Below are 13,924 nucleotides of genomic sequence, written 5' to 3'. Positions count from 1 at the left end.
TATTCATACAGCCCGGTTAAAAGCATATGTACAAAGCTCATCAGATTGCCTACGTTTACGTAGTGCGTATCACTGGACTGAATAGATGAGCAGAACACCCCTGATTCTTATCGTTGATGATGAGGATATCATCCGCAATATTCTCGAAAAGCTGGTTCGGGCGCTGGGCTTTGAAGCTATCTCCGCCGCCAGCAGCAGTGATGCGCTAACCATGATCGAACAGCAGAGACCCGATCTAATTCTGCTTGATATTATGATGCCGGGCTCCAACAGTATGGAGATCATCGAAACAGTCAGGGAGGATCAGAGGCTCAATAAAACAGCCATTGTGATGATCTCCGGTACAGATGATCTCAATGCTATCGCTTCCTTCATCAAAGCCGGTGCCGATGATTTCCTTCTCAAACCGTTTAATGCGACACTGTTCAAGGCACGCATAGTCAATGCGCTGGAGCAGTTATCCATTCATCAGGAGAAACGGGGACTGCTCTCCGCCATCGCTGATGGAAAACTTAAACTGGCTCAGACTGAGAGTAGTCGCGATCAGTTCTGCTCCAAACTCTCTCACGATCTCAATAATGCATTGACCGGCATCATGATGGCAGGCGACCTTCTGCTCATGAGCGAATTGCCGGACAATGTTACAAAAGGTGTTGAAGACATCCTCGAATCGACCGAAGAGATGACCCGGATCATCAAGCAGGCAAGAGATAAAATCTCTCCTCGTTAATGCGTATCTCAGCAGCCTTATAAACTATTTAAGTACGTAGATGATCCAGCCACTTTCCGGCAGGATGCGCGCCCGATGAATGAGAGCAGTCAAGATAAAATCCCGGCCAGATCATCAGCAATGACAGGTCTGGCATGGCAACTGGCCACGCTTGCTCGCAGCGGCAAACTCTCTGTCTGGATCTGCCCCGATCTGCGCAGCTACCGGCAGCTGGCTGAAGAGATTGCCTTTTTCCTGCAGGATGAGCCCGAACTGCTGTGGCGATTCCCTGCCTGGGAAGTACTGCCCTATGATCGTGTGTCGCCGCACCACGCCATCGTTGGACAACGCTTCGCAACGCTTGGTCGACTACTTAACACGCCCAATGCCAATGGTCTGGTGCTTACAGCCCTACCCGCCTGGCTGCAGCGTATCGCACCACCGGAAACCGTAGCTTCCCAAGTCTGGAAACTGGAGGTCGGAGCCCCCTTTGATATCAGCATACTTAAATCACGCTTGAGTGAAGCGGGCATGATCGCCTCCGAACGCGTGCTGGCGGCGGGCGAGTTTGCCGCCCGAGGCGGCTTGTTCGATGTATGGCCTGCCACCGAGACCACCCCGCTGCGCATCGATCTGTTTGGTGATGAGATTGAATCGATTCGCCGCTTCGATCCTGAAACCCAGCGCAGTGGTGAAGAACTTGATCGTTTCACCTCGGTACCTGTACGTGAAGTGATCCTCGACAAAGCCGGGCAGGAGACCTTCGCATCGGCATTCAGGGCACGATTCCCGCAACTGCGCAAACACCCGATGCTCTCCGCAGCCATGGTCGGTCGCCCTCATCCCGGCATTGAGGCGCTGCTGCCACTGGCCTATCCGCATACCGCCCGGCTGCTTGATTACCTGCCAAAAGCGACAGCGATCTATGCTGCCGAAGGGCTTGAACAGCAGCAAATTGCATTTGCCGGACAGGTACGCGCCCAGTTTGAGATGGTCAAAGCCAGTGCCGAACCGAGCATCTCTCCGCAGGAGCTCTATGCCGTTGATACAGCCACCCGCTGCAAAACCCTGCATGGCAAAGCGATTGAGACAGCACCATCCATTACCGACTTCAGTGATCGCAGGCAGCCGCTGCATGCACTTCAGGAGGCATTAGCCGAACGCATCAATGCAGGCTGGTCGATCAGTCTGATTGCCCATGGTCTGGGTCAGCAGGAGCGCATGCTTGAAGCGTGTGCCGGACTGCATCTCCCCATTGCCGAGATGCATCCGCAGCAGGTCAGCAAACAGCAAAAATTGAGCAGCTGCATCGGGTATCTCGATAGCGGTTTTGCCCTGCCTGATAAAAAACTACTGCTGCTCACCGGCCGCGAACTACTCGGCCAGCGCCTGCCACGCAAACGTAGTCATGGCACCACGGTATTGCGTGCAGATATCTTCAACTCTCTTGCAGAATTGCGAGTCGGAGACCCGGTTGTGCATGAGGATCACGGTGTCGGACGCTATCAGGGACTTGAAACGATGGGAGATGCCGATGAGCTGGCTGACTTCATCAAAATCGAATACGCCTCCGGTTCACACGTCTTTGTACCGGTTGAAGAGCTCTCCCGCCTGCACCGTTATACCGGCGAAGAGTCACCCAAACTCAATACGCTGGGCTCAGAAAAGTGGAAGCGCACCCGTGAACGTGTAGAGCGCGATCTACTGGCGATGGCCCATGAGCTGATCGAAGTAGAAGCAGAGCGAACCGGTGCGAGACGTCCGGCAATCGAGCTTAAGGGCGAACTGTTTGATGCCTTTGAAGAGTTTGTCACCCGTTTCCCCTTTGAGGAGACCGATGATCAGGCCGAAGCGATTGATGCGGTGCTGGCTGATCTGGCACTGGACCGGCCAATGGATCGTGTTGTCTGTGGTGATGTCGGTTTTGGCAAAACAGAGGTGGCCATGCGCGCTGCTTTTGTCGTTGCCCAATCAGGACGTCAGGTGGCGATCCTTGCCCCGACCACTGTACTGGCCAACCAGCACTTCTCCAGCTTCAGCGAACGCTTTTCCGGTACCTGTCTGAAGGTAGAGATGATCTCCCGCCTGCAGGGTAAAAAAGAGGTCGATCGTATCCGACAGGGTATTAGCAGTGGTGAAGTTCGCCTGCTGGTCGGTACCCATCGTCTGCTCTCCGAGCAGTTTGAGTTTGCTGATCTCGGCATGGTGATTGTTGATGAAGAGCAGCGTTTCGGTGTAAAACACAAGCAGAAGCTCAAAGCTCTCAACACCGCTGTTGATCTGCTCACCCTTACCGCTACGCCAATTCCGCGCACCCTGCATCAGACCCTTTCGGGCCTGCGTCAGGTTTCGATTATCAGCACACCACCGGCTGAGCGCGAAGCGATCCGCACCATGGTATCCAGCTTTGATGCCCATATTGCCAATGAGGCGATCCGGCGTGAACTCTATCGTGGTGGGCAGGTCTACTATCTGCACAACCATGTTAAGAGCATCGAACGCATCACCGCACGCCTGCGTGAAGATATTCCCGAGGCTGAGATTGGCATCGCTCACGGCCAGATGAGTCCGGCTGAACTCGATCGCCAGATGATGGCCTTCTACGAAGGGCGCCTGCACATTCTGGTCTGCACCACGATTGTCGAGTCCGGATTGGATGTGCCCAATGCCAACACCCTGATTATTGAACGCGCCGACCTGCTCGGGCTCTCGCAACTGCACCAGATCCGTGGCCGCGTTGGGCGTAGCCATCGTCAGGCCTATGCCTATCTCTTCACCCCGGATGCCCGCGCTATGACCGCCGATGCCCGTGAACGACTGCAGGCCATTGCCGAGCATACCGAACTGGGCGCCGGCTTCCTGCTGGCCCGTCAGGATATGGAGATTCGCGGTGCAGGTAATCTGCTGGGTGCGGAACAGAGCGGTAAGATCGAAGAGATCGGACTGGATATGTATATGGAGATGCTCAGCGAAGCGGTCTCTGAAGCACGTGGACAAGCTAAAAAGCCGGTTCAGCCAACCGACATGCATCTTGGTGTGAATGCCATCCTGCCTCCGAATTATGTGCCGCAACCGGGCGAGCGGTTGAATCTCTATCGTCGCATCTACCGTGCTGTTGATGACAACCAGATCAGCATGCTCTTTGAAGAGATGACCGACCGCTTCGGTCGCATGCCCGATGAAGCAAAATACTGTCTGGAAACAGCCCGTATCCGCTGGCGTTCGCAAGCTCTGGCACTGGCATCGCTCCGTGCCTCGAATCAGGGCATCCGCCTCAACTTCACTGCCAACTCTCCGATTGAACCGGTTGATCTTCTGATGCGTGTACAGGCTGAGCCCAACCGTTTCCGTCTTACACCGGATGGCAATCTCACGCTGCTACTGCGTGAATCGGAGATTCGTCAACGCCTTAAAGGCTGCATTGCCTTTCTCGATTCCCTGCTGAATAGTTCAGCATCGTAATGCTCATTCCCTCTATCACCTCAGGAGCCCTGCCATGCTGAGTAATTTCCTGCTACCACCAGACTATGAATTGCCGATCCCGGTTAACTCACCGCTATTTGCAACCCCCGGTGGTGGACGTCTTCTACTCTGCAGCACCCATGACGCCTATCGCCTGCGCGAACACTATGGCTGTGCGACACTTGAAGCAGTTCAGATGCAGATCAATCTGCAAGAGGGAAAACGGCTGGATATCTGGCAGTCGGAACTGGATGCAGCGCACATGAATGCCCACATCTTCGGCTGTGATGATTTCAGCGCATTCAAGGAGATTTGTGAATCGCTGATGCTTGAGCGTATCGGTGTGTTGCAGGTCAGCACACAACCCGGCCACTGCCGCATGCTGCTGACCGGTAGTGCAGATGCTACAACCATGACCACGCGCCTGCGCCCGCTCTCCGAGAGACTGAAGGTGGATATCGCGGTCACTGCACTGAAACCCTCCCCCAACCTTGCCGAGCCCGGTCTGCTGCTGATGGATATGGACTCCACGCTGATTCAGAACGAATGTATCGATGAGATCGCCGATTTTATGGGTATCAAGGAGCAGGTCGCCGCCATCACCCAGCTCTCGATGGAGGGTAAACTCGATTTTGTCGCCTCCTTCACTGAGCGCGTCAAACTGCTCAAAGGGTTGGATGCATCTGTGCTGCAGCGTGTACTGGATGAACGTATTGTTCTTACCGACGGTGCTGAAGCGCTGATCAAAGGGCTACAGGCACACGGCTGGAAGACCGGTCTGGTTTCCGGCGGCTTCACCTTCTTCACCGACTACTTTGAAGAGAAACTCGGACTGGATTTCTCACAGGGCAATCAACTGGAGATTGTTGATGGCAAACTGACCGGTGGTTTTATCGGTGAAATCGTCGATGCCAGAAGTAAACGCGAAGCCCTGCTGAATAAGGCCAAAGAGTGGAACATTCCGATGACTCAAACCATTGCCATCGGTGATGGCGCCAACGATCTGCAGATGATTGAGGTGGCAGGCATGGGTATCGCCTTTCACGCCAAACCGCGTGTGCGCGAACTGGCCCCCTACGCCCTCTCCTACGGCGGCCTGGACCGGGCTCTCGATCTGCTCTAACACAGACCCAAAACTATTCTGATTAGCCGTTAAGAAAGTCGGAAAGCACCAGACTTAGCTTTTGCACATTAAAGGGTTTGGAGATGGTCGCCATCAGTGCATCACTGCCATGAATCTTCTGTTCGTAATCGTAACCTGTCATAAATATGATCGGCACTGCGGAGTGTTGCCGCACCTTCTGGGCCAGCTCATGGCCTCCCATATTCGGCATCACAACATCGGTCATAATCAGCGCCAGATCCTGAAGATGTTCCAGGAACAGATCAAAAGCCTGCTCACCATCGTCCGCCGAAAGCACACGATAACCAAGAATCTCAAGAACACCTTTTGCACTATCAAGCACAACCGGATCATCATCAACCAGCAGGATCAACTGGCCGTCGCCCTGCAGAGTCTCCGTGCTTTGCGAACCCTCCATAGCAGGGCTGTTAGCCAGCAGAGGAAGGTAAATCGCAAATCGTGTTCCTTTGCCGGGTGTCGACTCCACTTCGATCACTCCGCCATGCGACTCAATAGAACCTTTGGACATCGATAGCCCCAGACCAGTTCCTTTGCCCACCTCTTTTGTCGAGTAGAAGGGTTCAAAAACGTGTTCCAGAACATCCTCTGCAATACCTTCGCCGCTATCTTCGATAGTAAGGCAAGCCAGTTGCCTCTCTCTTAACTTCTCATGCCTGCTTAACAGGGCATCATCGGCATCAATCCTTTTAAGCGCCACTGCAATGGTTCGGGTATCTCTGTCACCAATGGCATCGCGGGCATTATTGATCATATTCATCAACACCTGCTGCAGCTGTGTTGCATCACCAAACATACTCAGTGACTCATCACAGAAATCACCGGATAGCTGGATACTCTCCGGCACCCCCATGCGCGAGGTTTTCAGGGTCTCCCGCATCAGAGGCGTGAGTGCAATACTCTTTTTCTCTGTCACCTCTTTGCGCGCAAAGGTTAAAAGCTGGCGAACCATCTCTGAAGCCTGATCGGTCAGATCCTCTATAGACCTGAGATAGGAGAGGAGCTCAGGGGAGGTTTCTGCCTTCTGCATGGCCAGATAGAGATTACCTCCGAGACCGGCGAGAATATTATTAAAGTTATGGGCAACGCCACCCACCAGCGCACCAACAGCTTCAATACGCTGGGCATGTCTGTACTCAGCCTCCATGGCCATCTTCTCAGTGATGTCTGAAAATGTGCCTACATAGTTGATGACGCGGTTATCTTCTCCCCTGATCGAACGAATATGCAACTGCTCCGGATAGATATCACCACTTTTCCTTCTGTTCCAGACCACCCCTTTCCAGACACCATGCTCAACAATCGATCGCCACATAAGTTCATAAAACGCCTTATCCTGACGGCCCGACTGAAGCAAACTCGGGTTTTTACCCTGCACCTCTTGCAGTGTATAACCTGTGGTCTCTACAAAAGCCTCATTCACATACTCAATGCAACCATCCCGGTCGGTAATCAGTACCGCCTCACCAGCCTGCTCCAGCGCTTGTGTGAGCTTATGCATCGCGCTCTGAATCGCCTTATGCGCTTTGATCTCCCGAGACAGCGCTTTGGTCCGCTCCTTTACACGCGCCTCAAGCTCCTCATTAATGATGCGCAGTTCAGCTTCTTTCTCATCCAGAAGCTCCACTAAACTCTGGACATAACGACCTTCCATACCTCTGACGATGTTTGTTTCAGTGACCACACCAACAATCAATCCATCATCATCAACAACAATCAGATGTCTTATGTTTTTACTGCGCATAAGTTTTGAGGCATCGGATGTATTCATATACGCATGTGCCACAACAACAGGCTGGGTCATCAACTCACCAATCGTCACAACATGCAAATCTGTTAAGCCTGCTGTACTGATTCGCGCCACATCACGTTCGGTAAGAATGCCAACCGGCTTGCCCTGCTCTGCAATAATGATGCAGCTGATTTTCTGTTCGTCCATTAGCCTGATCGCCTGCAGTGCTGTCGTACCAGGTTCAACGGTCGTCGGGCTGGAAGTCAAAACATGATTCAGCGGTTTATGTTCAATAAATGCTTCTACGCCGAGATGTTTGATAAAATCGCTAAGTGTCACAACACCCAGGATATCACCTGATTCGGTGACGATAACCAGATGCCGCTTATTCTGCAGTTTCAGGCGATGATAGGCCTCAGCGATATCCACTTCACAGCCGCTGGATACCACGACCGGACTACTCATCACATCACGGGCAGTCAGACGTGATGTATCAAGATTTTCAGCAGTTAAATGTACGATATCACGTTCGGTAATCACACCAACAGGTTTGCTGCCCTCTCTGAGTACGACAAAACTGATATTATGCTCTGAGAGAAGGGTAAGGATCTCGGAAAGCCTCATATCGGCATGTGCCGTTATGACTTCCCTGCTCATGATGTTTCCAACAAGTTGAATGGTCATCCATAACTCCTGGTGTTTGGCATGTAACTTCCAGGTTCTTCAACTTAAAACCGGCCTTCTGAAGAACAGGCAGCCTGCAACATCTGCCTTTTAACGTGATGATTCAGAAATGATCATTGTCAACACAGCAGATAAAGTCAAGTCATGTGCGCCTAACCACTTAAAATATTTAAGGATTTTATGGCCAATAACCATTCAATATTTGAAAAACATTTGCCCGATCAACAATAGACGCTGGACTCTTAATCCAACAGGTGGGAAACCACACCGTCAGCCAGTTTCGGTTCAAACCATGTCGATTTTGGAGGCATCACTTCACCGGAATCGGCTACCGCCATCAGATCATCCATAGAGGTGGCAAACATTGAGAAGGCAACCGCCATCTCACCGGAATCGACCCGCTTCTCAAGCTCGGACAGTCCACGGATTCCACCGACAAAATCGATACGTGGATCACGGCGCGGGTCGGAGATGCCCAATAGCGGCTCGATCAGATTATTGGCAAGCAGAGATACATCCAGACGGGCTACCGGATCATCCTGAGGGATCAACTCATCCCGTATGGTCAGTGCATACCACGAACCATCCAGATACATGCCGAAGCTGTTCGCTCTCTGCGGGTGAACCGGCTCATCGGCCATTTCGATATCGAAGGACTCCCCGATTCTGGCAACCAGCCTGTTGGCATCTAGTCCATTCAGGTCACGAATCACACGGTTGTAGTCGAGGATATACATCTGATCATGCGGGAAGATCACAGAGAGAAAGTAGTTGTAGGTCTCATCACCAGTGTGGCCGGCATTGGCGGCTTTGCGAGCAGCTGCTACACGTGAGGCAGCAGCAGAGCGATGGTGACCATCGGCAACATAAAGTGCATCCATAGCCTCAAATGCCGCACTGATGGCTGCAATCTTATCGGCATCACGGATCACCCAGAGTGTATGCTGCACACCGCTATCGGCTGTGACATCCATATCAGGTGTCCTATTTGCAACATCAGCAAGAATGCCATCGACAACTGCATTGGCGCGATAGACTAAAAATACCGGGCCGGTCTGCGCACTCAAGGCATCAACCTGACGTACCCGATCATCCTCTTTAACAGGACGGGTAAACTCATGTTTCTTGATACGCCCTGCATCATAAGCATCCACAGATGCGGCAGCGGCAATGCCTGTCTGAACGTGGTCACCCATCTTCAGTCGGTAAGCGTAATAGCACGGTGCCTCATCCTGAATGAGCACGTTTTCGGCCAGCATACGGTTAAAGTTTTCTGCCGATTTTGCGTAGACAGATGCATCGAAGGGATCGGTATCCTCAGGAAGATCAATCTCCGCCTTGGATACATGCAGAAAACTCCACGGCTTGCCTGCCGCCTGCTCTCTCGCCTCACTGCTGTTGAGCACATCATAGGGTGGTGCCACCACCGCTTCAGCACATTCAGCAGCGGGTCTTAAACCGGCAAAGGGACGAATCAGAGACATAAAAACTCCAGAGGGCAGATGGGGCTCAACAGCCCATCGCTAGATCAGTTCACCAATGCTCCTCTCATCGCCACAGATCGGCAAGTGGCGAGCATCGAAAAACAGACTGGCTTCATGCGTTCTTGGCACCGATTATGCTTCCCTTTGAACGCCATGACCGACTCTCAAAGAGCCAACAGCTCCAGCCACTCCACTTTGCCCGAATCCTGGGCATTCAAAGAGTATTTTTTCGCCACTTTTCTGCCATTTGCACTGATCATCGGCGTTGTTGCCTATGCCATCTTCGCTGTTGAATCCAAAGGACAGATTGCACTGAAGGTCGAACAGAACCAGAACATGATCAAACTGCAACGCGAGGCCATCATTCAGGATTTCTCTATGATTACCTCTGATATCCTATTCCTTGCCAGTGAGAGTGAGCTTAAAGAAGCATTTGAAGAGATGGATGCTGACCACCTGCAACAGGCCAGCATGGAACTGAAGAACTTTACACAGACGAAACAAATATATGACCAGATCCGGTTTATCGATAACAGTGGCATGGAGCGCATTCGTATCAATTTTGATGGCACTAATGCATCCATTGTAACTCGGGATAAACTCCAATCAAAAAAAGATCGCTACTATTTTACCCGAAGCCTGAATCTCAAAGCGGGTGAGCTCTACATCTCTCCATTTGATCTTAATGTAGAGAAGGGCAAAGTGGAGAGCCCCAATAAACCGATGATTCGATTTGTTACACCGGTGGTCAGCAGCCATGGCAAACGTCTTGGATTTATTGTTGGCAACTATCTTGGCCAGCAGATGCTCGAGCACTTCATCAATATTCATGATGATAATCCGGGCCTCTCGCATCTTGTGAACAGTGATGGCTACTGGCTACACAGTAACCCGCATGGCCTTGAGTGGGGGTTCATGTTTGCGGATAAAAAAGAGATCAGGTTCCAGCGTGACCATGCAGAGGCGTGGCAAACAATCAGCAGAAAAGATCGTGGCCACCTAGAACTGGATCATGGTATCTACTGCTTCACAACAGTGTCCCCTCTGGCAAAAATCCGGCCCGACTTTGTGCTTGCCGGAGATCAACACGATCTTGACTTGAAGATCATCGCCTTCAACTCAAACCAAGAGCTTGATGCCTTGCTGGCAAGTAGCAGAACTATCATCACCCTATGGGCAGCCATTGCGCTACTTCTGGTGGCTATCATCTCGATACTGCTTGCCAAAGCGATAAGCAGCAGAAAACAGGCTGAAATGAGCTCCCGTGTTGCAGAGGGACGAATGAATGAGGCGGTGAAGATGGCGATGGACAGTGTCATCATCATCGATGTGGAGAACCGTATTCTTACTTTCAACAGAGCCGCTGAAAAAACCTTTGGCTACCCCCATGATGCCGTCATTGGAAAAGATATTACCAACATCATCATCCCCGAGCGCTTTCGCGATATGCATAGAAGAGGTATCGCCCGTTATCTTGAGAGTGAAGAGGCACCCATACTTGGCAAGCGTGTCGAGACCGTGGCCCAGCACTTCGATGGCCATGAGTTTCCCATCGAGATATCCATCTCAGCCGCCAAAGCCAATGAGAAACATGAGTTTATCGCTTTTATTCGTGATCTGAGCGAGCAGAAAAAGGCCTCTGAAAAGATACGCAAGCTCTCTCAGGCTATTGAGCAGGCCGGTGAATCAATCATCATCACCGATAGCGAAGGCACCATCGAATATGTGAATCCCGCTTTCTGCGACATCACCGGCTACCAGTCCGATGAGATCATTGGCCAAAACCCCAGAATCCTCAACAGTGGTGAACAGAATCGTCGCTTCTATCAAGAGATGTGGAGAACCATCAAAGCTGGCGAAAACTGGCAGGGCAGGATTGTTGACCGGCGCAAGGATGGCTCTGTTTTTCCGGCCATACTCAACATCTCACCGATCTTTGATGAGAACAACAACATCACCCACTTTATCGGACTGCAACAGAACCTGCAGGAGTATGAGGAGTTGGAGGAGCGCTTTCAGCAGGCCCAGAAGATGGAGGCGATCGGAACGCTGGTGGGAGGCATTGCCCATGATTTCAACAACACACTGGCAGGCATTATCGGTAACCTCTATCTGATTAAAAAAAGAGTCCAGGGTCAAACCAATGTGATAAGCAAAGTTGAGAGTGTTGAGACACTTGCCATTAGAGCATCGGAGATGATTCAACAACTGATGGCTTTTTCTCGCCGCAGCGTAATCTCTATGCAGCAGATCTATCTACCCTCATTTATCAAAGAGAGTGCCAAGCTGCATGAGGTCTCCATACCTGAAAACATCACCCTCAATTTAGCCATCAAAGAGGAGGAGTTGTATATCCAGGCTGATGCCAATCAGCTGCAGCAGATGCTGTTTAATCTGGTCAATAACGCACGCGATGCGCTTGCAGGCGTGGAGAAACCTGTCATATCAATCGCCCTGAAGAAATTTGTCGCAGACCAGAGTTTTTATGAGAGACACCCGGACACAGAGATCAGCGACTTTGCCCTGATCTCTGTTACAGATAACGGTTCTGGCATCGACAGTGAAAATCTTGAACATGTGTTTGAACCCTTCTTCACCACCAAAGCAGTAGGCCAGGGTACAGGCCTTGGGCTCTCCATGGTCTATGGCGCAGTGCAATCACATGGTGGTTTTATCGAGATCAATTCACGTAAAGGTAAAGGCACCAGTTTTGACATCTACCTGCCACTGATTGGAAGCAACGTGGAAGAGACCAGTTGCTCTGCCCTTTATGATGCTGAAATCATGGATGGTAAAGGGGAGACGATTCTTCTGGTCGATGATGATAGTGCACTGCTCAGCACTGTGCGCGAGATTCTCGAGGATATGAAGTACAACATCATCACTGCCACCAATGGCCGCGAAGCAGTTGATACCTTCCTTGCCCACCGCCATGAAATTAAACTGCTGATTCTCGATGTGGTGATGCCTGAACTTGGCGGTGTCGAGGCACTGCTGGAGATTCGTAAAGTTGCCCCGTCCATCCAGTGTATCTTTACCACTGGATATGACCGATCCAAGGTGCTGGAGGCACACGGCATGGCCGATGTTGAAACCGTACTGACCAAACCTTATGAAGTATTTGATTTGGCCCGACTGGTAAGCCAAAAACTGAGCTGAGGCAGAAGAAAGGTGTAAAAGCTGTTCACCCCAGTGAACTTGTCAGCAGCGCTATCTCGTTTTGCGTAAAACCGGCGCGTTCCCGTGCATCGATATTGTAAGGGCCAAACAGACCTTTGGGATAGTGCTTATCCAGCAGCTCCAGAAAAAACGGTACCGCATCAATACCACGTTGCTTGCAGAGATAGTGATACCAGCGATTGCCAATGGCCACATGGCCGATCTCATCACGCAGAATAATATCAAGCAGACTCACCGCATTATTATCACCAGCCTGGGTCAGCTTCTCCTGAATACCCGGCGTCACATCAAGCCCTCTGGCCTCCAGCACACGCGGCACCAGCGCCATACGCACCAGCACATCATATTCGGTCTTCTCGCACATCTCCCACAAACCACCATGAGCAACATAATCACCATACTCTGCCCCCAGGTGACGCATATGCCCGCGAATCAACTCGAAGTGGTAGGCCTCTTCATGGGCCACGCGCAGCCAATCGGTATAATACTCCTTTGGCATGTCTGAAAAGCGCTGCACCGCATCAAGCGCCAGATTGATGGCGTTAAATTCAATATGGGCAACGGCATGCATCAGGGTTGCCCGCCCCTCGGCTGTACCGAAACCGCGACGTTTCACCCGACTGGCTTTGACCAGTTCGGGAAACTCGGGTCTGCCCGGTTTTCTGATCGGCTCAGGAGTCCACGCAGGGTCCAACGCGAGCCCCCCCTGCAGCCACAGTCGATTCAGCTCGCGCACCGCGGCAAGCTTCTTATCCACATCATTGATCAACAGGGCCTGACGCGCACCGTCTCTAAGTTCATTCATCGCTTGAGCATCTCCCTCTCTAACACCAGCATGTCGGCCATGACCGCATCTTCACCATCCAATAGCACTCAGGTTACGCCTCTACAGCGGCGGGCGATTGCCCTTGCCGCGCTCACACAGGCAGTCTATCTGGTCGATTCGATTGCCCGCAAAGGGCTGGCTGATGCCGAGGATAGCAGAGCATTGATTGAAAGTATTTTCAACGACCCTTCGGCTAATGACTCACCAGCTGAAGTCTACGGCGGAATAAAGCAGCTCTCTACCGGCATCCGCATCAGCCGTGAAATCCTGCAGGGCAAGTCCATGCCGCAGACCAAAGCCCTGATGAGCTACAGTGCCGGTCTTCTCACTATTGAGCAGCGCCTGAACAAAGATCATAAGATGCGTAGCAAGTTGGGCGAAGGCATGGCCCGCATCGATAAACAAAAACACTATTTCGGTAGTGCCGTGCATCCCAGTGTCTGCGCCGCCATTGCTGATCTCTACGGAGAGACCATCAGCACCATGAAACCACGCATTATTGTGCGTGGCAAAAGTGAACATCTCAGTCAAAGTGAGAATACACGGCGCGTCAGAACACTGTTGATGGCAGGCCTGCGTGCTGCCCATCTTTGGCGTTCTAACGGCGGTGGCCATCTGACGCTGCTGTTGAGAAGAAAAGCGATTCTGCGTGAACTGGAACTTCTGCAAAAGAGTATCAGCCTCGATTAGGAGCTGTTCACACTAA

The 13,924-nt window shown here is 51.7% G+C and carries 8 protein-coding genes; 5 read left to right on the top strand and 3 right to left on the bottom strand.

The genetic code is table 11. From position 1 onward, the window contains the following. Nucleotides 1-85: 85 nt before the first annotated feature. The 3 genes from F3F96_RS01735 to serB all read left to right on the top strand — a co-directional run bounded on the left by F3F96_RS01735 (nt 86) and on the right by serB (nt 5,294). A complete protein-coding gene (locus F3F96_RS01735) occupies nt 86-730 on the top strand; it encodes a response regulator (protein ID WP_176961522.1) in 645 nt (214 codons plus the stop codon). A gap of 75 nt (nt 731-805) precedes the next feature. Beyond that, on the top strand, nt 806-4,171 hold the full coding sequence (mfd, locus tag F3F96_RS01730; RefSeq protein WP_176961521.1) for a transcription-repair coupling factor: 3,366 nt from the start codon (nt 806-808) through the stop codon (nt 4,169-4,171). 34 nt (nt 4,172-4,205) lie between these two features. Then, nucleotides 4,206-5,294: a phosphoserine phosphatase SerB gene (serB, locus tag F3F96_RS01725; RefSeq protein WP_241697586.1), complete on the top strand. Its 1,089-nt coding sequence runs from the start codon at nt 4,206-4,208 to the stop codon at nt 5,292-5,294. 22 nt (nt 5,295-5,316) lie between these two features. On the opposite strand, the gene F3F96_RS01720 is transcribed toward serB, so the two are convergent. Then, entirely contained in the window at nt 5,317-7,728 is a 2,412-nt protein-coding gene (locus tag F3F96_RS01720; RefSeq protein ID WP_176961520.1) for a CBS domain-containing protein, read from the bottom strand. A 242-nt stretch (nt 7,729-7,970) separates the two neighbouring features. After that, nucleotides 7,971-9,212: a DUF1015 domain-containing protein gene (locus F3F96_RS01715; protein ID WP_176961519.1), complete on the bottom strand. Its 1,242-nt coding sequence runs from the start codon at nt 9,210-9,212 to the stop codon at nt 7,971-7,973. Nucleotides 9,213-9,365: 153 nt separating this feature from the next. On the opposite strand from F3F96_RS01715, the gene F3F96_RS01710 reads away from it, so the two are divergent. Further along, nucleotides 9,366-12,371: a PAS domain S-box protein gene (locus F3F96_RS01710; protein WP_176961518.1), complete on the top strand. Its 3,006-nt coding sequence runs from the start codon at nt 9,366-9,368 to the stop codon at nt 12,369-12,371. 25 nt (nt 12,372-12,396) lie between these two features. On the opposite strand, the gene F3F96_RS01705 is transcribed toward F3F96_RS01710, so the two are convergent. Further along, nucleotides 12,397-13,197: a ferritin-like domain-containing protein gene (locus F3F96_RS01705; RefSeq protein WP_176961517.1), complete on the bottom strand. Its 801-nt coding sequence runs from the start codon at nt 13,195-13,197 to the stop codon at nt 12,397-12,399. A 39-nt stretch (nt 13,198-13,236) separates the two neighbouring features. Here F3F96_RS01705 and hflD point away from each other — a divergent pair, with 39 nt between their 5' ends. Beyond that, a complete protein-coding gene (gene hflD, locus F3F96_RS01700; protein WP_176961516.1) occupies nt 13,237-13,908 on the top strand; it encodes a high frequency lysogenization protein HflD in 672 nt (223 codons plus the stop codon). The last annotated feature ends 16 nt before the right edge of the window (nt 13,909-13,924 follow it).

The organism is Mariprofundus sp. NF (genome assembly GCF_013387455.1).
Taxonomy (GTDB): Bacteria; Pseudomonadota; Zetaproteobacteria; order Mariprofundales; family Mariprofundaceae; genus Mariprofundus.
Note: the sequence above shows the minus strand (reverse complement) of the source record. Positions and strands in the feature narration are given on the sequence as shown.